Raw genomic sequence first — 25,417 nt, forward strand, 5'->3', positions numbered from 1 at the left:
CCGACACGCGACCGAACACAGCGAGGAGGTACCGGATGAGTGGCTCGGACGCGTACCCGCACGACGCGCGGACCATCGTCGTCGGGATCGACGGCTCGCCGTCGTGCCTCGACGCGGCGGTGTGGGCTGCGCGCGAGGCGGATCGCCGCGGCAGCCGGCTCCGCCTCATCGAGGTCGTCGAGTGGCAGGGTGAGGTGGCGGGGCACCCCGACGCCGTCCGGGCGGCCGCCCACGTCCGCGCCGAGCTGAGGACCGTCGCCCGTCGGCACGTCGACGGTGCAGTGGCGCTCGTCGGGGAAAGGATGCCGACCGCGGCCGTATCGGCGGAGGTCTGTGACGGTGTGCCCGTCGAGGTGCTCGGCGACAGCTCCGACGACGCCGATCTGCTCGTGGTCGGTCGTCCCGTCGGGGGCTGGGAAGGGACTCTCCTGGGGGTGGCGCTGGCAGGCCGTTCCGCGTGCCCGCTCGTGTTCGTCAGCCGGATCGCCCGGACCGCTGCCGATGCCCCGGTCGTCGTCGGGATCGACGGGTCGCCGGACTCCGATGCCGCACTGGACGTCGCGTTCGCGCAGGCCCATGACCGGGGGGTGTACCTGCAGGTCCTGCATGCATGGAGCGACGTCCCGCTCGACACCGCCGCCGGACCGGCGATCGAGTTCGGCGCCTTCTCCGCGGACGTCCGGGAGTCGGTGTACGAGTGGGTCGCGCGCCACGCCTCGCGCCGTCCCGCGGTCGAGGTCCGGTACAGCTCGGTGCGCGACCACCCGGAACGCGCGCTGCGCGAGCTCTCCTCGGATGCCTGTCTCGTCGTGATCGGGGCTGGTGGGCGGTCCGGGGGTCTGGCGCTCGGGCAGGTCGGGCGTCGCCTGATCACGACCTCCCGGTGCCCGGTGATGGTCGTCGGGCCGCGCGCGCGAGCCCGCATCGCCTCGGCCCTCGCCGGTGAGGTCCGCACCGCGGACTGATCTCCGGCGTGGCGGCCCGTGTGGTGCCGCCGAGCTCCTCCGGTGCACCCGCGTGACGCTGTGCCGACCCGACCCGACCCGACCCGACCCGACCCGACCCGACCCGACCCGACCCGGCCCGGCAGCGGGCGCAGCGGGTGTGCCGGGTCACCGCCCGGGACCGGCGAGCCGCGCCGGGCCCCGTCGTGCACCGGCGGGTCCCGGCGCGGCCGGCGCGTGGCGTCAGCGTCTCATCGGCTGCCGCGGACGACGTGGCCGATGCGCACGCCCGCGAAGTCCACGACCGCTCCGTCGTGGCCCGGCGCCACTGCGCCGATGCGGACTCCCGAGAAATCGCGCACCTGTCCGTGCCCGTCCGCGACGCCGACCCTGATGCCGCTGTCGGTCACGACGACAGCCCCTTCCGTCTCGACGGAACCGGCGGCTGTGGCGACGGGAGCTGACGTGGTCATGAGGTCTCCTCTGGGCTCGTGCCCGGTCTGCGCGGGCGGTGCGGCCCACGCTCCGCCGCCGTGGCCGGTCGTACCAGGGCCGGACGGCGCCGGCCGGGCGGGCCGTCGGACCCCCGCCGTGCCGCCGCGCCCGACCGCGAGGTCTCGGCGCTCGACGTCCGACGTGGACGCGCATCGTCCCGCCCGACGTACCGGGACGACGGCGCTCGGGCCGTCGGGCGCCGGTCCGCTGCCGGCCGTGATCACACCGGCCGCACGCCCCTCGGCGAAGGCCACCGGCCCGGTCCCGTGAGGTGGTGACCGCCGGGCCGGACGGTCCCGGCGGCCGGGCAGCTCGGGAGGGAGGTCCCGCCTGCTCGGGTCCTTCGTCGGCATCGGCGGGGGTTCCGGCGTCCTAGCGTCGACCCGAGGGCCGGGACGTCGGGGCCCGCTGTGCGGAGGAGGAACGATGCGTGTCCGGGAACTCATGTCGGCGCCGGCTGTCGTGGTGGGGTGCGGCGTCACCGTGAAGGAGGCGTCGCGGCTGCTCGACGACGGCGGCTTCACCATGCTTCCCGTGGTCGACGACGTGGGTCGGTTGGTCGGTGTGGTCGGCGAGGCGGACGTCCTCGCCGACCGCCTCCCGCCGGACCCGCGCCTGCCCGTGCCGGGCCGACGCCCCCGCAGGCCCGGCAGGCTCGTGGGCGATGTCGTTCGCCGTGACGTGCTCACCGCGGCCCCGGGCGACAACGCGGGGGACCTGCTCGTCGTGATGCGCGAGGGAGGTCTGCGATCGATCCCGGTCGTCGAGGACGGCGTCGTCGCCGGCGTGGTGACCTGGCGCGACCTCATCCACGCCTTCGCACGGCCCGATGCCGACATCGACGCCGACGTGCGGCGCCGGCTCGCGCTGCGGTTCGGGGACCGGTGGGCGGTGCGGGTCGATGACGGGGACGTCGTGCTGACGTCCGAACACGCCGCGGACGTGCCGGATCGCAGCCTGGCGATCCGGATCGCGGAATCGGTGATCGGGACCGCCCGATGCACGATCGCCGCAGAGGTGCCGATCGCCGCCGGCACATGACGGCATGTGTTGGCCGTCGCCGTCGTTCGTGAGGGGGAGTCGTGAACAGCACGAGCGGCACGAGTGCGCGTGGGGGGCTCGTCTGGCGGAAGCCGGTGGTGGCCGGTGTGGACGGCTCCTACTCGGCGCTCGCCGCGGTGGAGCGGGCCGCGGCCGAGGCGGCGGCGCACTCCACGACCCTGCGGCTGGTCGCCGCTGTGGAGTGGGCCACCTACCGGGCTGTCGGGTTGCCCGCGTCGGGGCAGGACCACCTCCGTGAGGTGCTGGTCGAGCAGGCGCGCGGTCATCTGGCCACCGCGCAGGCGCGCGTCGCCGCGCTCTTCCCGGCGCTCGAGGTCGCCGGGGACGTGATCGGCGGGGCCGCCGCGGCGGCGCTCGAGCGGGAATCGGTCGGTGCCTCGCTGCTGGTCGTCGGTGGCCGGGGCACCGGTGGTTTCGGCGAGCTGCTGCTGGGCTCGACCGCGCTCGCGCTGGCCGCGCATGCACGCTGCCCGGTGGCGGTGGTCCGGGACGTGACCCGCGCGGATGCGCCGGTCGTGGTCGGCGTCGACGACTCCCCGGGACGCGAGGACATCCTGCGGGTCGGTTTCACCGAGGCAGCCGCCCACGGTTGTGAGCTGTTCGTCGTCCACGCCTGGAACACCGCCACGCTCGATCCCCTCGCGCTGCCGCTGCTCGACTGGGAGCTCGTCGAATCGACCTCCGACGACGTGGTCGCGACGTGGACGGCGCCCTGGGAGAAGGAGTTCCCCGAGGTGGCGGTCCGGCGGGTCTTCGTCCGCGACGGCGCCGCCGGCGCCCTGACCGCTCTGTCGGAGGACGCCCGCGAGGTCGTCGTCGGCAGCCGGCGACGCGGCGCGGTTCGTGACTTCCTGCTCGGTTCTGTGAGCCGTGCACTGGTGCACCACGCGATGTGCTCGGTTCTCGTCGTTCCGCCGCCGGACGCCGACGCCACGACCGCGTGACGCGGTGGCCACGCGATCCCCGGCCCGGGACCGATGATGTCGCCTGCTCCGGTGCCGGCCCGCGCGTCGCAGTCCCCGTCGTCGGTAGGTCGGTTCAACCGGAAGGTCGGTTCAACCGGAGGTGACCGTCCCGTCGGGGGCGCAGCCGCGGGCCGGGACGACCCACGCGGCGAGCTGCTCACCCCAGCGGTAGGCGCGTTCCAGCTCGTCGGGCAGGAGCGGACCCGGGGTGGCGCCGACCCAGAACGTGATCGGGTCCCTGAGGATCGCGAACCCCAGGCGTCGCAGGCGGGCAGCGGCGCGACGGGCGGCGGAACCAGGGAGCCGTGGCCGGCGGACGCGGGTGTCGAACGCGGCTGCCGTGACCACGCGGCGGGCCGGTTCCAGCGCCTGCAGCCACTCCCGCAGGCCGATCGCGTCCGTGGGCTCCTCGCGTCCCGCCTATCGGCACGGCCGGGACGTGACTTGGGTCAGGGCGTATGCGCTGACACAGCACGAGGAGTCCATTTCGGGGCCGTTCGCCCTGGCATGAGGGACCTCCGGGCATCGAGACGGACCGCTCGGCCCTGGGGCGGGGCTGCGCCGCCGCGGTGTGCTGGTAGCCGATGCACCCGGCGGTGCCCGGCCCGGGGACCGGCTGCCGTCACGCCGACGAGCACCACAGGAGGACGCCATGCGCGCTGACGAGCAGCCCGGTCGTCGGACGGGCCGGCGCCACCCGCCACGCCGTCGGAGCGACCGGATCGAAGTACTGACGACATGGATGTTCTGCGGCCTGGCCGCAGCCGTGCTGGTCGTGGCGGCGGCCGTCGGGACCTGGGTCCACGGCGGGGCGTCCGACACGGTTCGCCAGGGGGCCGCGCACCTGACGCAGACGTCGGCGACGACGCTGTCCGACGTCTCCGCAGCTCCGAGGGACGGAGCACTCGCCCACGTGTACGGCGGTGTCCGGTGGACGGATTCCCGGGGGGCGGTGCACACGGGCTACACGCAGGTGCCCGCCCTGACGAAGGAGGGCCGCACCGTCACGATCTGGACGGACCGTGACGGTGACGTCGTCGCATCGCCGCCGGGCCCGGCGTTCCCGGCGATCATGACGGCAGTGAGTGTGCTGGGGATGCTCGGCGCCGGTGCGGCGGTGCTCGCGCTCGTCGTGTGGGCCGAGCGGCGGTGGCTGGATCGGCTCCGGGCGGCCGAGTGGGCCGCCGAGTGGCGCCGGGTCGAGCCCGGGTGGACCGGTCGGGAGGGGTCCGGACGTCGCTGACGGCGACGGCTGCAGCGCCTTCGGTGACCTGTCCGGGCACCAGCGACCCCGTGACACGCTCCGAGCGGCGGGCGTACCGTGTCCCGGAGCCCGGGTGGGCTCGACGGCTGGGCGTGGGCCGAGCCGATTCCGCAGCACCGGAGGCGGGATGACCGCGGACCAGCGGCCCGAAGAGGGTGCGGATGCCGGCCTCGCGGCAGAACCACCGGAGTTGACGTTCCCGGACCTGCCTCGTCTCGAGCTCGACGAGCTGCTCGGCCAGCTCGTGGACCGGGCGGGCGAGGTCATGGCCGCACAAGGACGGTTGCGTGGCCTGCTCAAGGCGAACCAGGCGATCACCTCCGACCTGGCGCTGCCGGTCGTGCTGCGCCGCGTCGTCGAGGCTGCACGAACGCTCCTCGACGCGCGATACGCCGCGCTGGGCGTGCTCGCGCCCGAGGGTGGGCTGGCCGAGTTCGTCCACTCCGGTATGGACGCGGACACGGTCGAGCAGATCGGCGACCTGCCCAAGGGACGAGGCCTGCTCGGGGCGGTCATCGACGACGGCGAGCCCATCCGGCTACGGCGGATCGCTGCGGACCCTCGATCGTCGGGCTTCCCGGTCGGGCATCCCGCGATGGGCAGCTTCCTGGGGGTGCCGATCCGGATCAGGGACGAGGTCTTCGGCAACCTCTATCTGACCGAGTGCGCGCGGGGGGAGTTCAGCCCCGAGGACGAGGAGCTCGCGCGGGCTCTCGCGGCGACCGCAGCGGTTGCGATCGAGAACGCCCGACTGTTCCACGAGACGACCGCCCGCGGCGAGTGGATGGCGGCGACGGCGGCCGTCACCCGCCAGATGCTGGGCGTGGCGGGCAGCGAGGCGTTGACGTTGATCGTCGAGCGGAGCCGGGAGCTGGCCGGGGCAGATCTCGCGGTGCTGGTCCGCCCGGACGAGCGGGACCAGGACACGCTCCGGGTGGACATCGCCGACTGCAGACCCGGCCTCGGCGGCCTTCTCGGCGAGCTCCGGGGGCGTCGTCTCCCGATGCGCGGCTCTGTCGCGGGCGAGGTGTTCACGTCGTCGGCCGCGCTGCGGTTGACCGAACCCGACGAGCGTCCGGACCTGACCCCCGCACTGATGGCCGGCCATCTCGACGCCGGTCCGATGCTCGTCGTACCGCTCCTGGGGCCGTCCCGGACCGACGGGGTGCTGGCGGTGATCCGTGTCCGCGGTCGGCCGGTGTTCCGCGAGAGCGACCTCGCGATGGTGTCCGGGTTCGCCAACCAGGCCGCTGTGGCGCTGGAGCTCGCGGAGGCCCGTTCGGAGCGCGAACGCACCCGAGTGCTGGACGAGCGCGAACGGATCGCCGCCGACCTGCACGATCACGTCATCCAGCGGCTCTTCGGCGCCGGACTGTCGTTGCAGAGCGTGGCGGCGCGCCTCGACGAGCCCGCGCACGCCGACCGTCTCCGCAGCGTCGTCAGCGACCTCGACGAGACGATCGCCCGGATCCGGACGTCGATCTTCGCGTTGCAGCAGACCGACGACAGCGGGGTCCGCGCGGCGGTCCTGCAGGTCGTCGACGAGGCCCGACGGGTTCTGGGCTTCAGACCGGTCCTGCGGTTCACCGGGCCCGTCGACACGATGGTCGACCCGGGTCTGGCCGACGACCTGATCGCGGTGCTCCGGGAGGCGCTCAGCAACGTGGCCAGGCACGCCCGCGCGTCGGCTGTGGAGGTCGACGTCGTTGCCCAGCCGCAGGGCGACATCGCGGTCGCGGTGGCCGACGACGGCGACGGGCCCGGGCCATCCGGCCGCCGTAGCGGGCTGGAGAACCTCCGGCGGCGGGCGGAACGACGGGGCGGCTCGTTCGCACTCGTTCCCGGAGCAGCGGGTGGGAGCCGGCTCACGTGGACCGTGCCGGCGCCGTGACGCCCCGACGTGCGTATCCCACACCGCGGGCGGCCGGACCGGCGGGCCAGGACGCAAAGGCCGAGCCCGAATGCGCGCAGGGCGATCGCGCCGAGGGCCTCGCCGGCCCGCAGCCACGACAGCGTGTCGTCGGACGCCGCCGCGATGACCACCACGGCGAGCCCGATGTCGTACCCGCGGGGCTGAGGCCGGGCATCGCGGCTGCCGTGGCGTCGGGGCGGCCGCGCCGTCGGCGGCGGGCGGTCAGCCGGGTGGGGGCGGGGCCGCCGGGTGAGCGCTCATACCGGCTCGTCGCGGAGCGCGGTGACCGGCCGCCTTCGGTGCGCGGGCGACGACGATCGGGCACCTGCTGTTCCAGGTGAGCGAACGGGTCGTCGATCCGAGGAGCGCGCGTGTGGCGCCGTGACCGCTCGGGCCGCCGACCACGAGCATCCGCGCGCCGCGGGACGCCTCGGCGAGGACGTCCGCCGGTTCGCCCGCCACGCTCCTGACGTCGACCTCGACCGACGGGTGGGCCAGGGACCAGATCCGGGTTTCGTCGTGCAGGTCGTCGGACGTCGCCGCCGCGCGTCGATTCCGCACGTAGACGACGGTGAGGGCGACGTGGTGGGCCGCGGCCGCGGCGAAGGCCGCGGCGAGGACGGCCGAGTTGTCGCGGTCCGGCTCCACACCGGCGACGACAACGGTGCCGGCGACGGCGTCGGACCGTCGCACGACGGCGACCGGACACGACGCGGGCCCGAGCACGTCCAGGCCGATGGAGCCGAGGATCGAGTCGGCGAGGGTCGTCGAGGCCACCCCCGTCACCAGCATGGCTGCGTCCTCGGCAGCGTCGAGCAGGGCCGCCGCAGGCTCGGCGGTCACCTGCAGCGTCGACACGGGCAGCAGCGGGTGGCTCGTGGCGGCGACGGCCCGGCCGGCGTCGAGCAGTCGTCGGCGGCAGCCCGGCGACGACGTGTCCGCACCATGGGGGGCTGCGTGGACGATCCACAACGCGCCGTTGCGCGCCGCCGCCTCCGTGGCTGCCCAGGCGACCGCGTGCAGGCCGGGAGCGGTGTCGTCGAGACCGACGACGACCCTGGGTTCGATGTCGCCGGAGCTCACGTCATCACGTCCTCTCGCGCCGGCCGGCGGGGTTCGGCGGCGGCCCTGGTCCGGCTCGTCGGTGGCGTCGCCCCCGCCGACGTTGCCCCGCGCCCGTGCAGGCACGCCGGAGGCGAACGTCCCGGACCGCAGGTCCGGACGGCCCCTCGCGTGTGGCCGCGGACGACGACGGCGGCATGACCCGACGGGGGGACCGTCGGTCCAGCCGGGTAGGGACTTCGGACCCGCCGGCCCGTGACGGCCGGCCGAAGCCCCCGGGGTCGGGCCCGGCCACCGTGGGGAGCAACCACACGGAACGAGGAGCGGGATGGACGTACGAGGAGATCAGGCCGTCGTTGTCGGTGTCGACGGTTCGCCGGGGTCCCTCGGTGCGGTGCGGTGGGCGGCCGAGGAGGCGCAGCGCCGGCACCTACCCCTGCGGCTCGTGTCCGCGGTGCAGTGGATGCACCCGGGACCGGTCGGACTCACCGCGCTGGCGGCGGCACGGCTCCACGACGTCGCTGTGCAGGCTGCGGAGGCCGAGATCGACGCGGCGCGGCGGGTGGTGGAGGACGTCGCCCCGGCCCTCGATGTCCGCTCCGAGGTGTGCAGCGGACCGGCGGCACCGGTCCTGCGCGACGTGTCCGGATCGGCGGCACTCATGGTCGTGGGCAGTCGGGGGGCGGGGGGTTTCAGCGGGCTGCTGGCCGGCTCGGTGGCCGTCTCGGTCGCGGCGTCGGCGCGGTGCCCCGTCGTGGTCGTCCGTGGACGGGCGGACCGGGTCGACGGACCGGTCGTTGTCGGTGTCGACGGCTCACGGGTGAGCGAGAACGCGCTGGCGTTCGCCTTCGCCGAGGCGTCCGCCCGGCGCGCCGGGCTCGTCGCCGTGCACGTCTGGAGCGATGCGGCGATCGACCCGTTCGCCGGGCCGCTGGTCGACTGGGAGGCGCTCGCCGCCGCGGAGAACGCCGTCCTCGCCGAACGACTCGCCGGCTGGGGGGAGAAGTACCCCGATGTCGCGGTCACCCGCGACGTGGTGCGGGACAACGCCGCTGCTGTCCTGGTCGCCCGGTCCACCGATGCCCGGCTCGTCGTCGTCGGCAGCCGTGGACGGGGAGGCCTGCGCGGCCTCCTGCTCGGCTCGGTCAGCCAGGCGGTCCTACGGCACGCCGAGTGCCCGGTCGCGGTCGTCAAGCCCTGAACGGTCCAGCGGCCGTCCCGGCCGACGGCACGACCGCGGGTCCCGCCTGCGGGCGTGTCGCGGCCGGAGCGGGGACGGACCCGGGTTCGCCCCGAGCCGCGTACCTCCGGCGGACCGCGAACGGCCGGGCCGTGGCCCGCGCGACCGGCCGGAGGTCCGCCGTCACTGCCCACCGGGACGTTGGACCCCTGCTGCCGGGCCGGAGAGCCGCAGCGGACGAACCGGTCCCGACGCGATCGTGGGTGCAACCGACCGACGGGAGAGACTGGTGGACACCCACATCGGCGGCCGAATCGTCGTCGGCATCGACGGATCCGACGGCTCCCTCGCCGCTGCGCGCTGGGCTGCCGTCGAGGCACACCGGCGCGACCTGCCGTTGCGGCTCGTCGCGGCGGTGGCCTGGGCCGGCCACGCCCCGATCGCGCTACCGGGAGCGGGGGAGGAGTACCGGCGGGACATCCTGCTGAAGGCCGCCCGGTCCGCCGTGGACCTGGCGGCTGCCGCGGCGACCGAGCAAGCACCTGGTGTCGCGGTCGACGTCGTGGTCCGGGGCGGCGTCCCGGCGCACGTGCTCGTGGAGGAGTCGGCCCGGGCCACGCTGCTCGTCGTCGGGAACCGGGGTAACGGGGGCTTCGCCGGCCTCCTGCTCGGGTCGGTGGGCATCTCGGTCGCGGCCCGCGCGACGTGCCCGGTCGTCGTGGTCCGTGGGACGACTGATCATGGCGATCGTCCGGACGGACCCGTGGTCGTGGGTGTCGACGGCTCGCTCGACACGGAACCGGCACTGGTGTTCGCTTTCGAGGAAGCGTCGCGTCGCGGCGTTCCCCTGCTGGCGGTCCACGCGTGGGTGGCGGAGGTGATGGACCCCGACGTCGCCCCCTACATCGACTGGGACGCCGTCGCCGTCGAGGAGGAGCGCGTCCTGACCGACACGCTGGCGCCCTGGGAAGCGGAGTTCCCGGGCGTCGAGGTGCGCAGGTCCGTGGTCCGTGACGGAGCAGCTCGTGCGTTGGTGACGGCCGCCGAGGGCGCGGACCTGGTCGTCGTCGGTACCCACGGCTACGGCTCGATGCGGGGCCTGCTCCTCGGATCGGTCAGCCAGTCCCTGCTCCAGCACGCGCCCTGCCCTGTCGCGGTGGTGCGGCCCGCCCGCGAGGAGGACGAGGAACCCGCGGACCGGCCGTGACCAGGCGTGCCCGGTGGTATCGGCCGCGGGATCGCCCGCCCCGGCGCCCCGGACGTCCTCGACGTTCAGGACGACCGTCCCGGACCGCCTCGCGCGGTCACCCGGGTTGCCGCGACGATCATGTCCGTGGCAGTGAGCATTCCGACCAGGGACCCGTCGTCCTCGACGAGAACGACGTCCGCGCCGCACCGGTGCATCGCACGGGCGGCCGCCGAGAGCCGGTCATCCGGCCGGACGACGGCTGCGGGTCGTGCGGCGTCCTCCACGCGCAGCGGCTCCAGCGCGAAGGACCAGTGTGAGGCCAGGATCCCCCGGAGCAGGTCGGCCTCCGACACCACGCGGCGGTGGTCACGTCTGTCGACCACCGGGAGGTGACGGACCTGCCGCGCGACCATCAACCGCAGCGCGACGTCGAGGGTCGCCGCAGGCACGATACCGACGAGCTGCGTCGACATCACCGATCGCACCGTCGGGTCGTCGTCGGCCGTGTCTGGACGTGCGGGGCGCTCGGAAGCGGTCATGGCAGGCTCCGGAAGGATTGGGGCCCAGGTCCTGTCCTGGGCCCCAGGGGCGCCGCGTCCTCGCTGCGACGTCCCCAGCGTCCTGCGTGCCGACCCCTCCTGCCAGTGGCCGAGAGCCGTGCGTCGGCGGGCCGAAGGGCCCTGTGCACGCCGTCGCGGCCCGGCCGTGATCAGGAGCGTCCTGCAGATGCGAGCAGGCGCTCGACCAGCTCGTCCACGGCCTTCCGCGGGTTCTCGGCGAGGGCGGTCGCGCTGTGGTGGCCCGGAAGAAGGACGCGGGCCCGGATCGGGTGGGTGTTCGCGGGGTCGTGGTCGGTGATGATCCGCAGGTGTGTCGGGGCGCCGGCCTCCGGGAGGCGGGCGAACGCGACGTGTGCGTAGTGGGCGACCGCGGGGTCGATCCCTTCTCCGAGCTGGACGGTGAACGGATACGAGGTGAGAGTCATGACGCAATGCTGTTGTCTCGCCGACCCCGGCTGCAGGGGCAAAAGCCCCCGCCCGGCCGGGTCGAGAGTCGTCGCGGCCGGGTGCGACGGTTCGGTGTCCGTGGGCGGGTGCGAGCTCGCGCCCGCGGCCGTCGTGGCGAGCGCCGTCGCGGGGTCGACGCGGCGGGACGTCCCGCTCGGCCGACCCGCAGTCCTGCCCCCGGTGGCGGCAGCGCGACACCGCCGGTGACGGCGGTCTCCCGACCCGTCAGGATCGCGTCAAGATCTCCGCCGTCGACGTCAAGGTCGCGTCGCGACGGCGTGCCCGATGGCGTGGCGCGCACACACTTGCCGCGGCTCGCCGGAGGGACCGGCGGCCGACGGTGAGGAGTTGTCCGGTGGCCGATGTGCTCTACGCACTGCTGCTGGTCGGCGGGTTCGTCGTGCTGGTGTTGTGCCTGCGCGGTCTGGAACGCCTGTGAGTACCGCCGACGTCGTGACCAATGTGATCGGCGGGGTCGTCGCGCTCGCGCTGCTGATCCATCTCGTCGTGGCCCTGTTGCGCCCGGAGAGGTTCTGACATGAGCGACACGCTCGCGGGGCTGCTGCAGGTCGCGCTGCTGCTGGTCCTGCTCGGCGCGTGCTACGTCCCGCTGGGGGACTACATGGCCCGCGTCTTCACCGCGGAGCGCCACTGGCGCGGTGAGGCCGTGCTCTACCGGCTGGTCCGCGTCGACCCGTCGAGCGGCCAGCGCTGGCCCACCTACGCCGCGGGCGTGCTGGGCTTCTCGTTCGCCTCGATCGTGCTCCTCTACCTGTTACAGCGGCTGCAGGCGGTGCTGCCGGCGAGCTTCGGCCGGGGTCCGGTGTCGCCCGCGGTCGCGTTCAACACCGCGGTCTCGTTCGTCACCAACACGAACTGGCAGTCCTACGTCCCCGAGTCGACCATGGGCAACACGGTCCAGATGGCCGGCCTGACCGTGCAGAACATCCTCTCGGCGGCTGTCGGCCTGGCCGTGGCCGTCGCCCTGATCCGCGGGTTCGTCCGTTCGGGCACCGACCGGCTCGGGAACTTCTGGGTCGACCTGACCCGCGGTGTCGTGCGGATCCTGCTGCCGTTCGCCTTCGTCGCGGCCGTCCTGCTGCTGATCATGGGTGTGACGATGTCGCTGCGGTCGGGCGTCGACGTGACCGGCGTCGACGGCGCGACGCACACGCTGCCGCTGGCGCCGACGGCGTCGCAGGAGGCGGTCAAGGAGCTGGGCACCAACGGTGGCGGCATCTTCAACGCCAACTCCGCGCACCCGTTCGAGAGCCCGAACGCGCTGTCGAACCTGTTCGAGATCTTCCTGCTCCTGGTCATCCCGGTGTGTCTCACCCGCACGTTCGGCACGATGGTCGGCAACCGCCGGCAGGGGACCGTGCTGCTGTCGGTGATGGGGGCGTTGTGGACCGCGATGCTCGCCGTCGCGTGGTTCGCCGAGACCCACCCGAACGGCGTGGCGACGCTCGCCGCCGGCGGGGCGCTGGAGGGCAAGGAGGTCCGGTTCGGGATCCCGGCCGGCGTGCTGTTCGGTGTCTCCACGACCGGTACGTCCACCGGTGCGGTCAACTCGATGCACGACAGCTTCACCGGGGCCGGCGGCGGCGCCTTCCTGCTCAACATGCTGTTCGGAGAGGTTGCGCCGGGCGGTGTGGGCACCGGCCTGTACGGGATTCTGCTGCTCTCGATCATCGCGGTCTTCCTGGCCGGCCTGATGGTCGGGCGGACCCCCGAGTACCTGGGCAAGAAGCTGGGCCGCCGCGAGGTCACCGCCGCCGCCGTGTCGATCCTGGCCATGCCGGTCCTGGTACTCGTCGGCGCGGGGCTGGCCATCGCCCTTCCCGGCACCGTCGGGGCGTTGAACAACGACGGCGCGCACGGCTTCTCGGAAGTGCTCTACGCCTTCGCCAGCGCCGCGAACAACAACGGCAGCGCGTTCGCCGGCATCACGGTGACCAGCGACTTCTTCCAGTCCGCGCTCGGGCTGGCGATGCTGTTCGGCCGCTTCGTGCCGATCCTCGCCGTGCTCGCGCTCGCCGGCTCACTGGCCCGGCAGCGACGCGTCGAGGCGACCGCCGGGACGCTGGCGACGGACAGACCGCTGTTCGGGGTCCTGGTCGCCGGCACCGTCGTCCTCGTCGCCGCACTCACCTTCTTCCCCGCGCTCGCGCTGGGTCCGCTCGCGGAGGCACTCGCATGAGCATCGTTGTCGAACAGGAGCCGCAGAAGGCGGTCGCCGCCGGCAGCGCGGTCAGGGCCGGCGCGTTCCGGCCGGCGCAGCTCTGGGCGTCGATGCCCGACGCGCTGCGCAAGCTCGACCCGCGCACGCAGCTGCGCAACCCCGTCGTGTTCGTCGTCTGGGTCGGGTCGGTGCTGGTCACGCTCGACGCGGTCGTCGCGCCGACGCTGTTCGGCTGGCTGATCGCGATCTGGCTGTGGTTCACCGTGCTGTTCGCGAACCTGGCCGAGGCCGTCGCCGAGGGGCGCGGCAAGGCGCAGGCGGAGTCGTTGCGCCGCACCAAGCGCGACACCGTCGCCCGCCGGCTGACCCGCGACGGGTCCGAGGAGCGGGTCGGCGGCACCGAGCTCCGCATCGGAGACCGGGTCGTCGTCGAGGCGGGCGAGACCGTCCCCGGCGACGGGGACGTCGTCGAGGGCATCGCGACCGTCGACGAGTCGGCGATCACCGGCGAGTCCGCGCCCGTCGTGCGGGAGGCGGGCGGCGACCGGTCCAGCGTCACCGGCGGGACGACCGTGCTGTCGGACCGCATCGTCGTCGAGATCACGACGAAGCCGGGGGAGTCGTTCGTCGACCGGGTGATCGCGCTGGTCGAGGGGGCGTCGCGGCAGAAGACACCCAACGAGATCGCGCTGACGATCCTGCTCGCCGCGTTGACGATCATCTTCCTGCTGGCCGTCGTGGCGTTGCAGCCGATGAGCGCCTACGCGGGCGGGCCGCAGCCGGTGGTCGTGCTCGTCGCGCTGCTGGTCTGCCTGATCCCGACGACGATCGGGGCGCTGCTCTCGGCGATCGGCATCGCCGGCATGGACCGGCTGGTGCAGCGCAACGTGCTCGCGACGTCCGGGCGCGCCGTCGAGGCGGCCGGCGACATCGACACGCTGCTGCTCGACAAGACCGGCACGATCACGTTCGGCAACCGGCAGGCGACCGAGCTGATCCCGACGGGCGGGGCGGGCCTGACGCAGCTCGCGGCGGCTGCCCGGCTGTCGAGCCTGGCCGACCGGACGCCCGAGGGCCGCAGCATCGTCGACCTCGTCGCGCGCGAGCACGGCCTGGCGTCCGAGGCGTCGGCCGACGAGGCCCGCGCCGAGTTCGTGCCCTTCACCGCGCAGACCCGCATGTCGGGACTGGACATCGACGGACGCCGCATCCGCAAGGGCGCGGCCGCGAGCATGCCGGGCTCGGCCGAGGTGACGCGCATCGTCGATGCGATCTCCGACGAGGGCGCCACCCCGCTCGTCGTCGCGGAGAACGACCGGGTTCTCGGCGTGATCCGGCTGTCGGACGTCGTGAAGCCGGGCATCGCCGAGCGTTTCGCGGAGCTGCGGGCGATGGGGATCCGGACGGTGATGGTCACCGGTGACAACCCGCGCACCGCCCGGGCGATCGCGGCCGAGGCCGGCGTCGACGACCACATCGCCGAGGCCACCCCCGAGGACAAGATGGCCTACATCACGAAGGAACAGGAGGGCGGGCGGCTGGTCGCGATGACCGGCGACGGCACCAACGACGCCCCCGCGCTCGCGCAGGCCGACGTCGGCGTCGCGATGAACACGGGGACGGCCGCGGCCAAGGAGGCCGGCAACATGGTCGACCTCGACTCCGACCCGACGAAGCTCATCGAGATCGTCGAGATCGGCAAGCAGCTGCTCATCACCCGCGGCGCGTTGACCACGTTCTCGGTGGCCAACGACCTGGCGAAGTACTTCGCCATCCTGCCGGCGATGTTCGCCGCGCTCTACCCGTCGCTGGGGCTGCTCGACATCATGGGCCTGCACTCGCCGCAGTCGGCGATCCTGTCCGCGGTGATCTTCAACGCGCTCGTCATCATCGCGCTCATCCCGCTGGCGTTGCGCGGGGTCCGGTACCGCCCCAGCTCCGCGGCGTCCTTGCTGCGGCGCAACCTGTTGATCTACGGCCTAGGCGGCGTCGTGACGCCGTTCGTCGGGATCTTCCTCATCGACCTGCTGGTCCGACTCGTTCCGGGGATGTGACGTGCTCACCACTCTGCGCAGGCAGACCGGCACGGGTCTGCTGCTGTTGGTCGTGTTCACGGTGCTGTGCGGCGTCGTGTATCCGCTCGTCGTCTGGGGTGTCTCGCGCATCCCCGGGTTGTCCGACAGCGCCGAGGGCGCCGTCATCACCCAGCAGGGACGGGCGGTGGGGTCGTCGTTCATCGGGGTCGACCCCGTCCCTGCCGACCCGGCCGCGGACCCCTACTTCCACACCCGGCCGGCGGCCTCGGCCGAGGACGTGCTCGGCCCCGCCGACACCTCGACCTCCGGAGGGTCGAACAAGGCGGGTGACTCCCAGGACCTGCTCGACGCCGTGTCCCGGCGCCGGGCGGTGATCGCGGCGCGCGAGGGCGTCGCCCCGGCGGCGGTGCCGACGGACGCGGTGACGGCGTCGGCGTCGGGGCTGGACCCGGACATCAGCCCGGACTACGCGGCGCTGCAGCAAGCGCGGGTCGCCCGCGTGAGCGGGCTGCCGGTCGACCGGGTCCGGGCTCTCGTCGCGCAGGCCACCGACGGGCGCATACTCGGCTTCCTGGGTGAACCGACCGTGAACGTGACCGAGCTGAACCTGGCGGTCGCGAACGCCCGCGAGTCCGGCGGCTGATCCGGATGGGCGGGCCTCGCACGAACCTGGTGGAGACATGACGACGACCGAGCCGGGGCCGGACCACGCCTCCGCGCCGCGCGGAGAGCTGCGGATCCATCTGGGTGCGTCCCCGGGCGTCGGCAAGACCTTCGCGATGCTGTGCGAGGCCCGCCGGCGGGCGGAACGAGGCACCGACGTCGTCGTCGGGCTCGTCGAGACACACGACCGGCCCAGGACGGCCGCGCTGGTCGACGGCCTCGAAGTGATCCCCCGCCGCCCCACACGGTTCGGTGGCGAGCTCGACGTGGACGCGGTGATCGCCCGGCGCCCGGAGGTGGTGCTGGTCGACGAGCTCGCCCACACCAACGCCGCGGGGTCGCGGCACCACAAGCGCTGGCAGGACATCCAGGACCTCCTCGACGCCGGCATCGACGTGCTGTCGACGGTCAACGTGCAGCACCTGGAGTCGCTCAACGACGTCGTCGAGAAGATCACCGGGGTGCACCAGCGCGAGACCGTGCCGGACGAGTTCGTCCGACGGGCCGGGCAGATCGAGCTCGTGGACATCACGCCGGAGGCGCTGCGGCGGCGGATGGCGCACGGCAACGTCTACGCCGCCGACAAGGTCGACGCCGCGCTGGCCAACTACTTCCAGGTCGGCAACCTCATCGCGCTGCGCGAACTCGCGCTGCTGTGGGTCGCCGACGAGGTCGACACCGCGCTGCAGCGCTATCGCACGGAGAAGCGGATCTCCGAGACCTGGGAGACCCGTGAGCGGGTCGTCGTCGCGCTCACCGGCGGGCCCGAGTCCGAGACCGTGCTGCGGCGCGCCACCCGGATCGCCAAGCGTGCCGGTCAGGCCGACCTGATCGCCGTGCACGTCCTGCGCGCGGACGGTCTGGCCGGCGTGCCGGTCGGGGCCACGAACGCGCTGCGCACCCTCGCCGACGACGTGGGCGCCAGCTTCCACACCGTCGTCGGGGACAGCGGCGCGACCGGGGTCACCGATGCCTTGCTGGAGTTCGCCCGCGGGGTCAACGCCACCCAGCTCGTGCTCGGGACCTCCCGGCGGTCGCGGCTGGCCCGGGTGTTCGACGAGGGAATCGGGGCCCGGGTCGTCCAGGAGTCCGGGTCGATCGACGTCCACATGGTCACCCACGCCGCGGCCGGTCCCGCGCTGCGCGTGCCGCGGCTGCACAACGCACTCCCGCTCACCAGGCGGCTCGCCGGCTGGGGGCTCGCGGTCGCGTCGCCCGCGTCGGCAACGCTGATCGGGACGACCCTGGAAGGCGTGGTCGGGCTGTCCACCGACGTCGTGCTGTTCTTCCTGGCCACCATCGTCTCCGCGCTCGTGGGCGGGCTCGGGCCGGCGCTGCTGGCGGCGCTGCTGGGCGGGCTGCTGCTCAACTTCTTCCTGACCCCACCGCTGTACTCGCTGACGATCGCGCAACCGGAGAACGCGATCACGGTCGTCGTCATGCTCCTGGTCGCCGTCCTGGTGGCCCTGGTCGTGGACCGGGCCGCGCGCCGCGGCGAGCAGGCCGCCCGGGCGCGGACCGAGGCCGCACTGCTCGCGTCGTTCGCCCGGACGGTCCTGACCCGTGCCGAGCCGTTGCCACGGCTGCTGGAGAAGGTGCGGGAGGCGTTCGGGCTGCGGTGCGTCGCGCTGCTGGAGGAGGACCGCGACGACCATTGGCGCCAGATCGCCGTGTCCGGGCCGGCCGAGTGCGTCCGGCCCGAGGACGCGGACGTCGACGTCGCCGTCGAGGCGGGCCTGCACCTCGTCGGCACCGGGCGGTCCCTCCCGGCCTACGACCGGCGGTTGCTCGAGACGGTCGGCGGCCAGGCCCTGCTCGCGCTGCGGAGCCTCCGCGCGGCCGAGCAGGCGGCGCGTGCACAACGCCGGGCCGAGATCAACGAGACCCGGGGTGCCCTGCTGTCCGCGGTCGGACACGACCTGCGCAGCCCGCTCACCTCGATCAAGGCGGCCGTCGGGAGCCTGCGCGACCCGCTGCTCAGGCTCTCCGGCGCGGACCGCTGCGAGCTTCTCGAGACCGTCGAGGAGTCGGCGGACCGGCTGACCGGACTCGTCGACAACCTGCTCGACTCCTCCCGGCTGGCCTCGGGCGCGGTCGAACCGCTGCTCGAGCGGATCGGCTACGACGAGGTCGCCGCGAAGACACTGCTCGAGCTCCCCGACGCCGGCCGGGTCACGATCGAGATCCCCGCCGGTCTACCCGACGTCGTCGCCGACGTCGGGCTGCTGGAGCGGGTGGTGGCCAACCTCGTCGACAACGCGCTGCGCCACGGCGAGGGTGTCCCGGTCGTGCTGCGGGCCAGCACACACGAGGGGCGGGGCGAGCTGCGGGTCGTCGACTCCGGCCCGGGCCTGCCCAAGAAGCAGCGCGAGAAGCTGTTCGCGCCGTTCCAGCGGCTCGGCGACCGCCACACCGGTACGGGTGTCGGGTTGGGGTTGTCGGTGGCCCGCGGACTCGCCGAGGTCATGGGGGGAACCCTCGAGGCCGAGGACACGCCCGGGGGCGGGTTGACGATGGTCGTCTCGTTGCCCGTCGCGACTCGGGGTGAGGTGCGGACCGGGCCGCCGACGACGGTCGCGGTCGCCCCCCGCGGCCCTGCGGCGACGGGTCCGACGACATGAGCCCGCGCGCGAGCGCGCCCGGCCCGCCGGCGGGCCGGTCGACTCCTGACCCGGCTCAGGGGGTGGCGACGGTGCGCAGGCGGCGCTTGAGGATCTTGCCCTGCGGGTCGACGGGGAGCTCGTCGACGAGGTGGACCGCTTTCGGGACCTTGTAGCTCGCCAGCTCCCCGCGGCAGTGCTCGACGAGCTCCTCCGGGGTGAGCGTGCAGCCCTCGCGGAGCACGACGAAGGCGGTGACGGCTTCGGACCAGTAGGGGTCGGGCATCCCGACGACCGCGGCGCGCTCCACCGCGGGATGGCGGTGGACGACCCGTTCGACCTCCTGGCTCGACACGTTCATCCCGCCGGACTTGATCATGTCCTTGAGCCGGTCGTGGAAGAACAGGTTGCCCTCGGCGTCGACGCGGACGATGTCGCCGGTGCGGACCCACCCGTCGCGGAAGACGGCGGCGGTGCGTTCGGGATCGTCGAGGTAGCCCAGCATGGCCGAGGGGGTGCGGCAGATCAGCTCGCCGACCTCGGCGTCGCTGTCCTCGGCGTCGACGACCCGGATCTCCAGGTGGGTCACCGGCTTGCCGATCCAGGTGGGGTCGGCGCCCGGGACGTCCGCGAGCGTCTTGAAGAAGCCGACGGTGCCGAGCTGGGACAGCTCGGACTGGCCCCAGTAGGTGCCCCACATGACCTCGGGTGCGGCGCCTGCCCAGGCGTCGATCACGTGCGGGGGGATCTGGCCGCCGTAGGTCATGCAGCGGCGCACCTGCCCGACCGTGTCCGCACCGAAGGAGTCCTGGGTGGACAGTGCGATGTAGAAGGTCGGGGTCTGGGCGATCACGGTGACGCCTTCGCGCCCGATGATCTGCAGCGCGGTGGCGGGATCGGCGGTGGCGGGCAGTACGAGCGTGGCGCCCATCAGCGTCAGGCTGGTCATCGAGCCGAGGCCGGCGATCGTGTGGAAGGGCATCACGAACAGCCAGGTGTCGGTGGGTCCGGTCTGCAGGCCCCAGCCCCATGCCGGCGCGGTCGACGCCAGGTAGTTGCGGTGCGGGATCAGCACGCCTTTCGGCTCGGCCTCGGTCCCGGACGTGTAGACGATCAGTGCGACGTCGTTCTCGTCGAGCTCGACGTCGGGTTCGTCGGTGGGCTGTGCGGCCAGCAGCCCGTCGAGCTCGGGACCGTAGGTCAGCAGGTCGACCCCGGCGGGCGCGACGACGTCGGCGAACGCGTCCTCGGTCAGGACGAGAGCCGCCCCGCTGTGCCGGAGCTGGTGGCCGGCCTCGGCCTCGCGGTAGAGCGGGTTGATCCCGGTGAACGCCGCGCCGATCTTGAGGGCGCCGTAGTAGGCCGCCACGACGTCGACGCCGTTGCGCGCCATCGAGGCGATCCGTCCGCCGCGGCCGATCCCGCGGGCCGCGAACAGCGCGGCGAAGCGGTTCGCACGCTCGTCGAGGGCTCCGTAGGTGGTCTCGGTGCGGTTGCCCGCGAGGTCGTAGGCGATGATCGCGGGCTTGCCCGGCTGGGTGCGGGCGTGCCTGCGGAGCTGGTCACCGATGGTCGCGCGGCCCAGGAGCGTGCGATGGTGCGGTGCGAGGTCGGGCACGGGCGTCCCTCTCAGACGGCGGCGGTGGTGAAGTAGGGCCGGCCGAAGGTCTCCGCCGCCACGATGTCCTCGACGGGGGACCGGGTGAGCTTGCGGGGGAAGCCCTTCGCCGGGTAGCCGATCGCGATGTGCGCGGCGGTGAGCACGCCTGCCGGGATGTCGAGCAGCTCGCTCACGGCGGGCTCGTGGTGGCAGAGCAGCGTCGTCACCGCCGACCCGACTCCCTGGTCGCGCAGGGCCAGGCAGAAGTTCTGGACCGTCGGGTAGATGGAGGCCCCGCCCACGACCGAGACCCGGTCGAGCTCGGTGTCGGTGGGGTGCAGGCCGTCGATCTCCGCGCAGGCGACGACGATCGCGGGGACCTGCGCGAGGTGCTCGGCGAAGTGGTCCGCGTCCTGGACGGTCTTCGGCAGCGCCCCGACGTTGACGGTGCCCGCGCCGACGGCGGCGAGGTAGGCCTTCCACATGGGCAGGTACAGGTCGGCGAGGGCCTGCTTGCGTGCGGCGTCGCGGACCACGATCCACCGGACGGGCTGACGGTTGCCGCCCTGGGGACCGAACCGGGCCACGTCGAACGCCTGGTGCAGCACGTCGTCCGGGACGGGGGTGGTCTCGAAGTACCGGCACGTCCCGACGGTGCGCATCGCCTCGGTCAGCTCCATTGCCAACGCCCCTTGCCTATCAGCTGTTAGGTTGACGGGGTCCGATCGTGCTGTGGGGCACCGCACGTGTCAAGCGAGTGGCCGAGCTTGACCAGTGCGGGGTCGTCGTGGGCAGACTGGTCCGCACTAACCTATCGGCGGATAGCTTGGGGTCGATTTGCCTCACTCGGACGTCACGACGGACAGTGCACTGCACGAGGCGCTGCGGCACGCCAACCTGCCCGCCCTCGTGCCGGTCCTCTTCCAGCTCACCGGCGATGCCCGCTGGCTCCACGAGCCGTACCGGCCCTCCCGCAGCCGCGGGATGGACGACAACGACTCCGGTGGTTTCCCCGACGAGGTCGCCGAGGAGATCCGGCTGGCCGTCGGCGAGGCGGTGTGCGCCCACGAGGCGGGCCGCCCGCCCGCCGTGCCCGCTCCGACGGGCGAGCTGATGCGCACGCTGCTCGAGGTGGCCAACGGTGAGCCGGCGCCGCCCGAGTACGCCGAGATGCTCGCCGAGGATCTCGGCTACGCGCCCGCCCCGGCCCCTCGCGCGGCTGCGGGCACCGACATCGACGCGGTGGTCATCGGCGCCGGCGTGTCCGGGCTGCTCGCCGCGATCAAGCTGCGCGAGGCCGGGATCCCGCACGTCGTGCTGGAGAAGAACACCGAGGTCGGCGGCGGCTGGTGGGAGAACACCTACCCCGGCGCCGGGGTCGACACCCCGAGCCACCTCTACTCCTACTCGTTCGCACCGCGGGACTGGAGCACCTACTTCGGCAGGCGTGACGAGGTCGAGCAGTACCTCCGCGAGGTCGCCGACGCCCACGACCTGCGCCGCGTCATCCGGTTCGGCACCGAGGTCGTCTCCGCGGACTACGACCCCGACGCGGCCGGCTGGACCGTCCGCACCGCGGCGGGCGAGGTCTACACCTCCCGCGTGCTGATCTCGGCGACCGGTGCGCTGAACCGGCCGCGGATCCCCGCCATCCCGGGCCTCGACGGCTTCCAGGGCCGGATCTTCCACACCGCCGACTGGCCTGCGGACCTCGACCTCACCGGGCTGCGGGTGGCCGTCGTCGGGGCGGGGGCGAGCGCGATGCAGGTCGTCCCCGCGATCGTCGACCGCTGCGCGCACCTGACCGTCTTCCAGCGCTCACCCCAGTGGATCGCCCCGAACCGGGACTACTTCCGGGAGATCGACGACGCCGTCCACCTCGTGATGAGGCGGGTGCCGTTCTACCGGGGCTGGTACCGGGCGCGGCTGGCCTGGAACTTCAACGACCGGGTGCATCCGAGTCTGCAGGTCGACCCGGACTGGGAGCACCCCGAACAGTCGGTCAACGCGATCAACGACGGCCACCGCCGCGTCTTCACCCGCTACCTGGAGGCCGAGCTCGCTGGGCGTCCCGACCTGGTCGCCAAGTCGCTGCCGGACTATCCGCCGTTCGGCAAGCGGATGCTGCTGGACAACGGCTGGTACCGCGCACTGCGCCACGACGACGTCGACCTGGTCACCGAGGGCGTCGCCGCGATCACCCCCACCGGGGTGCGGGGCAGCGGGGGCACGGAGGTCGAGGTCGACGTCGTCGTGCTGGCCACGGGCTTCCACACCCACCGCTACCTCTGGCCGATGGAGATCCGCGGCCGTTCCGGCGCGACGCTGGCCGGGTCGTGGGGTGCCGAGGACGCGCGGGCCCACCTCGGGATCTCCGTGCCGGACTTCCCCAACCTGTTCCTCACCTGCGGCCCCGGCACGGTGCTGGGCCACGGCGGCAGCTACATCACCATCGCGGAATGCCAGGTCAGGTACATCGTCGACGTGCTGACGAGGATGGCCGAGCGCGGGCTGCGCGCCGTCGAGGTGCGCCCGGAGGTGGAGGCCGACTACACGCGCCGCCACGACGAGGCGCATGCGCGGATGCTGTGGACCCACCCCGGCATGACGAACTGGTACCGCAACGCCGCGGGCCGGGTCGTGTCCACGATGCCGTGGCGGATCGTCGACTATTGGCGGATGACACACGAGGCGGACCTGGCGGACTTCCGGGTCGAGCGGTGAGCGGCCCGGTGCCGGTCCCGTCCGAGCCGTGCGGGACGGTCGTGCCCGCCGTGGAGCCGGCGGTCCGGCGCAAACGCACCGGGGAACGGCGTGCCGAGATCGTCACGGTCGCCGCGCGGACCTTCGCCGAGCAGGGCTACAGCAACGTCGGGATGCGCGACATCGCCGACGCGCTCGGCATCCGCAGCGCGAGCCTCTACCACCACTTCTCCTCGAAGGAGGAGATCCTCTACGCGATCTGCCTGTCGGTGACCCGGGAGCCGGTCGAGGAGAACCTGCCGCTGCTCGACGCCGCGGGCACCCCGGCGGAGCGGCTCACCGCGCTCGTCAGGGCGCACATCCGGCACCTGCTGCGCCGGCGGGTCGAGTTCCTGGTGGGGCTGCACGAGCGGTCGTCGCTCACCCCCGAGCACCGTGCCGAGATCGACGGCTACCTGCACTTCTACAACCGTCGGGTCCGCGACGTCCTCGCCGCGGGGATGCGTGGTGGCGAGTTCCGTGAGCTGAACCCCTCGCTGGCCGCGCTCGGCCTGCTCGACATGCTCAACGGCGTCAGCAGCTGGATCCGGGGCGAGCAGGACGCGGACACCGACGAGGTCGTCGAGACCTACACCGCCATGTTGTTCCACGGACTGGCCGAACGCCTGGCGCCGGAGCGGGCGGGCCCGCGCCACTGATCGCGGCGACCGGGGCTCAGCCGGCCGCGGAGCGGCGGTGTGCCCCCACCCCCAGGACGAGTCCGAGCAGGGCGAGCGTCGCTGCGAGTGCGGTGACCCCGCCGGGCATGCCCCACGCGCCCGCGGCGTACCCGGTGGCGACGGTGAGCGCGGCTGCGGGGAGGTACGCGCCGATGTTGAGCGCTGCGTTCGCCTCTGCCCGCCGGCCACCGGCGACGTGCCGGGCGATGAGGCGCAGGCCGCCCAGCTGGCCGAGTCCCTGGCCGGTGCCCGCGAGCAGGGCGGAGGCCACGAACAGCACCGGGCTCGCGGTGACGATCGTGAGCACTACGGCCCCCATCGCCAGCACGGTGCTCGCGGTTCCGAATGCGAACAGCCGCGGCACGGCGAGCTGCCTGAGCAGTAGCTGCGATCCGGTGGCAGCCAGGAACATCGCACAGGCGACGCCACCGGCCAGCAGCGGCGAGGTGTTCCCGAGTACGAGCACCAGCAGTGAGGGACCGAGTGACAGCACGAACGACGTCGCGGTCAAGCCGGGCGCGAAGACACCCACGCCGCTCCACACGTGCCGGCGGTGCTGTAGCGCGACGCGAGGCAGGCGTGGCCACGGAACTCCCGAGGCTCCCGCCGCCGGTCGGTCCGCAGGCAGGCCGAGGTAGCCGATCAGGGCGAGCACCAGTAGCAGGACGTTGACGGCGAAGACCGGCACGACCGGCTGGTCGGTGACCGCGGAGACCAGCCCGCTCAGCAGCGGGCCGAGGCCGGCTCCGATGACCATGGCGATCGATGCGAGCATCGACCCCGCGTCGCGACGGCCGTCCCCCGCGAGGTCGACGACGGCGGCCATGCCCGCGGACACCATGATCCCGACTGCGATCCCGACCAGCACCCTGGCCACGATCAGGGCTGTCACGTCGTGGGCGAGGGTGAACAGCACGGCCGACACCAGCGCGATCACGATCCCCGGCACGACCACGCGCTTGCGCCCGTAGCGGTCGGCGGCGCGCCCGGCGACCAGCAGGGTGAGCACGAGGCCGGCGATGTAGGCGGCGAAGACCACCGTCAGGACGCCGGGGGAGAACCCCAGCGCCTGCTGCCAGTACACGTACAGCGGGGTCGGGGAGTTGGACAGGGCGAACACCGCCGTCACCGCCCATGCTGCTCTGCCCAGCTGCCACCGGGACCTCACCCGCGTCGGGTCCGCGCTTGCGATCGTCACCTGTCAACCCCTTGTACGAAAGAACTCGTACAGTCAAAGTACGACTATTCTCGTACAGCGAGCTACGATGGTGACGTGCGACAAGGTGTGATGAAGGCGGCCGGCCCGGACGAGAGGCCGCCGCTGCTGCCCGAGCCCGCCGTCGACGAGCTGCGTCTCGAGACCGTCATGGGCGCACTCGCCGAGCCGCTGCGGATGACCGTGGCCCGCAAGCTCATGCTGGACTCGGACGAGTTCGACCATCCGTGCGGCTGGTTCGGCTTCGACCGCCCGAAGTCCAGCCTCACCCACCACTTCAAGGTGCTCCGCGAGGCGGGAGTGATCCACCAGCGGCAGTACGGCCTCGAACGGCGCAGCCGGCTGCGTACCGAGGACCTGAACGCGCGTTTCCCCGGACTGCTCGAACTCGTCGCGGCGACGTAGCCCGGACCCTCGTCGAAGGGCGACAGGTGGTCCGTGCCGGCCGTCGGAGCACCGGCACTGCCGACGCGGTCATGAGCTGATCGACTCGGGCTGCGGTGGCCTGAGGTGGATCCACGCGGGGAGTGGGGGATCGCTGCGCTGCGATGTGGTGCGTGTCGTGGGACCTCGACCCGACCGATGTCGTGGTCGGTACCCGCACCCGGCGTCGCAGGG

General features: G+C 73.2%; 23 protein-coding genes. 15 read left to right on the plus strand and 8 right to left on the minus strand.

Annotation, left to right across the window (positions count from 1 at the left end; translation table 11 throughout):
* Positions 1 to 35: 35 nt before the first annotated feature.
* The gene (locus AB7F12_RS13060; protein WP_428499808.1) at positions 36 to 965 is read left to right on the plus strand and encodes a universal stress protein; all 930 of its coding nucleotides are present in this window, start codon (positions 36 to 38) and stop codon (positions 963 to 965) included.
* Between the two features lie 230 nt (positions 966 to 1,195).
* Here the strand turns inward: AB7F12_RS13060 and AB7F12_RS13065 are convergent, their stop codons facing one another.
* The gene (locus tag AB7F12_RS13065; RefSeq protein WP_428499809.1) at positions 1,196 to 1,417 is read right to left on the minus strand and encodes a hypothetical protein; all 222 of its coding nucleotides are present in this window, start codon (positions 1,415 to 1,417) and stop codon (positions 1,196 to 1,198) included.
* A 448-nt stretch (positions 1,418 to 1,865) separates the two neighbouring features.
* On the opposite strand from AB7F12_RS13065, the gene AB7F12_RS13070 reads away from it, so the two are divergent.
* Together AB7F12_RS13070 and AB7F12_RS13075 are read left to right on the plus strand one after the other, a co-directional pair.
* The gene (locus tag AB7F12_RS13070) at positions 1,866 to 2,480 is read left to right on the plus strand and encodes a CBS domain-containing protein (protein ID WP_428499810.1); all 615 of its coding nucleotides are present in this window, start codon (positions 1,866 to 1,868) and stop codon (positions 2,478 to 2,480) included.
* 41 nt (positions 2,481 to 2,521) lie between these two features.
* Positions 2,522 to 3,445: a universal stress protein gene (locus AB7F12_RS13075; RefSeq protein WP_428499811.1), complete on the plus strand. Its 924-nt coding sequence runs from the start codon at positions 2,522 to 2,524 to the stop codon at positions 3,443 to 3,445.
* Positions 3,446 to 3,556: 111 nt separating this feature from the next.
* Here the strand turns inward: AB7F12_RS13075 and AB7F12_RS13080 are convergent, their stop codons facing one another.
* Positions 3,557 to 3,814 carry a hypothetical protein gene (locus AB7F12_RS13080; protein ID WP_428499812.1) on the minus strand — a complete coding sequence of 86 codons (258 nt, stop codon included), beginning with the start codon at positions 3,812 to 3,814 and terminating at the stop codon, positions 3,557 to 3,559.
* Positions 3,815 to 4,118: 304 nt separating this feature from the next.
* Here AB7F12_RS13080 and AB7F12_RS13085 point away from each other — a divergent pair, with 304 nt between their 5' ends.
* Positions 4,119 to 4,709: an Rv1733c family protein gene (locus AB7F12_RS13085; protein ID WP_428499813.1), complete on the plus strand. Its 591-nt coding sequence runs from the start codon at positions 4,119 to 4,121 to the stop codon at positions 4,707 to 4,709.
* Positions 4,710 to 4,857: 148 nt separating this feature from the next.
* Positions 4,858 to 6,621 (plus strand): GAF domain-containing protein, encoded by a 1,764-nt coding sequence (locus tag AB7F12_RS13090; RefSeq protein WP_428499814.1) that lies wholly within the window; start codon positions 4,858 to 4,860, stop codon positions 6,619 to 6,621.
* Between the two features lie 243 nt (positions 6,622 to 6,864).
* Here AB7F12_RS13090 and AB7F12_RS13095 read toward each other — a convergent pair whose 3' ends face one another.
* Positions 6,865 to 7,725, minus strand: coding sequence for a universal stress protein (locus AB7F12_RS13095; RefSeq protein ID WP_428499815.1), 861 nt, complete (start codon positions 7,723 to 7,725; stop codon positions 6,865 to 6,867).
* Positions 7,726 to 8,032: 307 nt separating this feature from the next.
* Here AB7F12_RS13095 and AB7F12_RS13100 point away from each other — a divergent pair, with 307 nt between their 5' ends.
* Together AB7F12_RS13100 and AB7F12_RS13105 are read left to right on the plus strand one after the other, a co-directional pair.
* Positions 8,033 to 8,905 (plus strand): universal stress protein, encoded by an 873-nt coding sequence (locus AB7F12_RS13100; RefSeq protein ID WP_428499816.1) that lies wholly within the window; start codon positions 8,033 to 8,035, stop codon positions 8,903 to 8,905.
* Between the two features lie 268 nt (positions 8,906 to 9,173).
* Positions 9,174 to 10,091: a universal stress protein gene (locus AB7F12_RS13105; protein ID WP_428499817.1), complete on the plus strand. Its 918-nt coding sequence runs from the start codon at positions 9,174 to 9,176 to the stop codon at positions 10,089 to 10,091.
* Positions 10,092 to 10,156: 65 nt separating this feature from the next.
* Here AB7F12_RS13105 and AB7F12_RS13110 read toward each other — a convergent pair whose 3' ends face one another.
* Both AB7F12_RS13110 and AB7F12_RS13115 read right to left on the minus strand, forming a co-directional pair.
* Positions 10,157 to 10,612: a CBS domain-containing protein gene (locus AB7F12_RS13110; RefSeq protein ID WP_428499818.1), complete on the minus strand. Its 456-nt coding sequence runs from the start codon at positions 10,610 to 10,612 to the stop codon at positions 10,157 to 10,159.
* Positions 10,613 to 10,782: 170 nt separating this feature from the next.
* On the minus strand, positions 10,783 to 11,058 hold the full coding sequence (locus AB7F12_RS13115) for a hypothetical protein (protein WP_428499819.1): 276 nt from the start codon (positions 11,056 to 11,058) through the stop codon (positions 10,783 to 10,785).
* A 457-nt stretch (positions 11,059 to 11,515) separates the two neighbouring features.
* On the opposite strand from AB7F12_RS13115, the gene kdpF reads away from it, so the two are divergent.
* From kdpF to AB7F12_RS13140, 5 genes are read left to right on the plus strand one after another with little or no spacing between them, the layout of a single operon-like run.
* Positions 11,516 to 11,617 (plus strand): K(+)-transporting ATPase subunit F, encoded by a 102-nt coding sequence (kdpF, locus tag AB7F12_RS13120; protein WP_428499820.1) that lies wholly within the window; start codon positions 11,516 to 11,518, stop codon positions 11,615 to 11,617.
* Between the two features lies 1 nt (position 11,618).
* Positions 11,619 to 13,280 carry a potassium-transporting ATPase subunit KdpA gene (gene kdpA / locus AB7F12_RS13125; protein ID WP_428499821.1) on the plus strand — a complete coding sequence of 554 codons (1,662 nt, stop codon included), beginning with the start codon at positions 11,619 to 11,621 and terminating at the stop codon, positions 13,278 to 13,280.
* A complete protein-coding gene (gene kdpB / locus AB7F12_RS13130) occupies positions 13,277 to 15,316 on the plus strand; it encodes a potassium-transporting ATPase subunit KdpB (RefSeq protein ID WP_428499822.1) in 2,040 nt (679 codons plus the stop codon). The genes kdpA and kdpB overlap by 4 nt, the downstream gene beginning before the upstream one ends.
* 1 nt (position 15,317) lies before the next feature.
* Positions 15,318 to 15,941 (plus strand): potassium-transporting ATPase subunit C, encoded by a 624-nt coding sequence (locus AB7F12_RS13135; RefSeq protein WP_428499823.1) that lies wholly within the window; start codon positions 15,318 to 15,320, stop codon positions 15,939 to 15,941.
* Positions 15,942 to 15,978: 37 nt separating this feature from the next.
* Positions 15,979 to 18,582 (plus strand): DUF4118 domain-containing protein, encoded by a 2,604-nt coding sequence (locus AB7F12_RS13140; protein ID WP_428499824.1) that lies wholly within the window; start codon positions 15,979 to 15,981, stop codon positions 18,580 to 18,582.
* A 55-nt stretch (positions 18,583 to 18,637) separates the two neighbouring features.
* Here AB7F12_RS13140 and AB7F12_RS13145 read toward each other — a convergent pair whose 3' ends face one another.
* On the minus strand, positions 18,638 to 20,179 hold the full coding sequence (locus AB7F12_RS13145; RefSeq protein ID WP_428516930.1) for a class I adenylate-forming enzyme family protein: 1,542 nt from the start codon (positions 20,177 to 20,179) through the stop codon (positions 18,638 to 18,640).
* Between the two features lie 11 nt (positions 20,180 to 20,190).
* Positions 20,191 to 20,841, minus strand: coding sequence for a nitroreductase family protein (locus AB7F12_RS13150; protein WP_428500755.1), 651 nt, complete (start codon positions 20,839 to 20,841; stop codon positions 20,191 to 20,193).
* Between the two features lie 157 nt (positions 20,842 to 20,998).
* On the opposite strand from AB7F12_RS13150, the gene AB7F12_RS13155 reads away from it, so the two are divergent.
* Together AB7F12_RS13155 and AB7F12_RS13160 are read left to right on the plus strand one after the other, a co-directional pair.
* Positions 20,999 to 22,885 (plus strand): flavin-containing monooxygenase, encoded by a 1,887-nt coding sequence (locus tag AB7F12_RS13155; RefSeq protein WP_428500756.1) that lies wholly within the window; start codon positions 20,999 to 21,001, stop codon positions 22,883 to 22,885.
* Between the two features lie 8 nt (positions 22,886 to 22,893).
* Positions 22,894 to 23,562 carry a TetR/AcrR family transcriptional regulator gene (locus tag AB7F12_RS13160; RefSeq protein WP_428517937.1) on the plus strand — a complete coding sequence of 223 codons (669 nt, stop codon included), beginning with the start codon at positions 22,894 to 22,896 and terminating at the stop codon, positions 23,560 to 23,562.
* Between the two features lie 16 nt (positions 23,563 to 23,578).
* Here AB7F12_RS13160 and AB7F12_RS13165 read toward each other — a convergent pair whose 3' ends face one another.
* On the minus strand, positions 23,579 to 24,781 hold the full coding sequence (locus AB7F12_RS13165) for an MFS transporter (RefSeq protein WP_428500758.1): 1,203 nt from the start codon (positions 24,779 to 24,781) through the stop codon (positions 23,579 to 23,581).
* Positions 24,782 to 24,856: 75 nt separating this feature from the next.
* On the opposite strand from AB7F12_RS13165, the gene AB7F12_RS13170 reads away from it, so the two are divergent.
* Positions 24,857 to 25,204, plus strand: coding sequence for an ArsR/SmtB family transcription factor (locus AB7F12_RS13170; protein ID WP_428500759.1), 348 nt, complete (start codon positions 24,857 to 24,859; stop codon positions 25,202 to 25,204).
* The last annotated feature ends 213 nt before the right edge of the window (positions 25,205 to 25,417 follow it).

Origin of the sequence: Pseudonocardia sp. (assembly GCF_050250275.1) — a bacterium.
In the GTDB taxonomy this organism is placed as follows: domain Bacteria; phylum Actinomycetota; class Actinomycetes; order Mycobacteriales; family Pseudonocardiaceae; genus Pseudonocardia.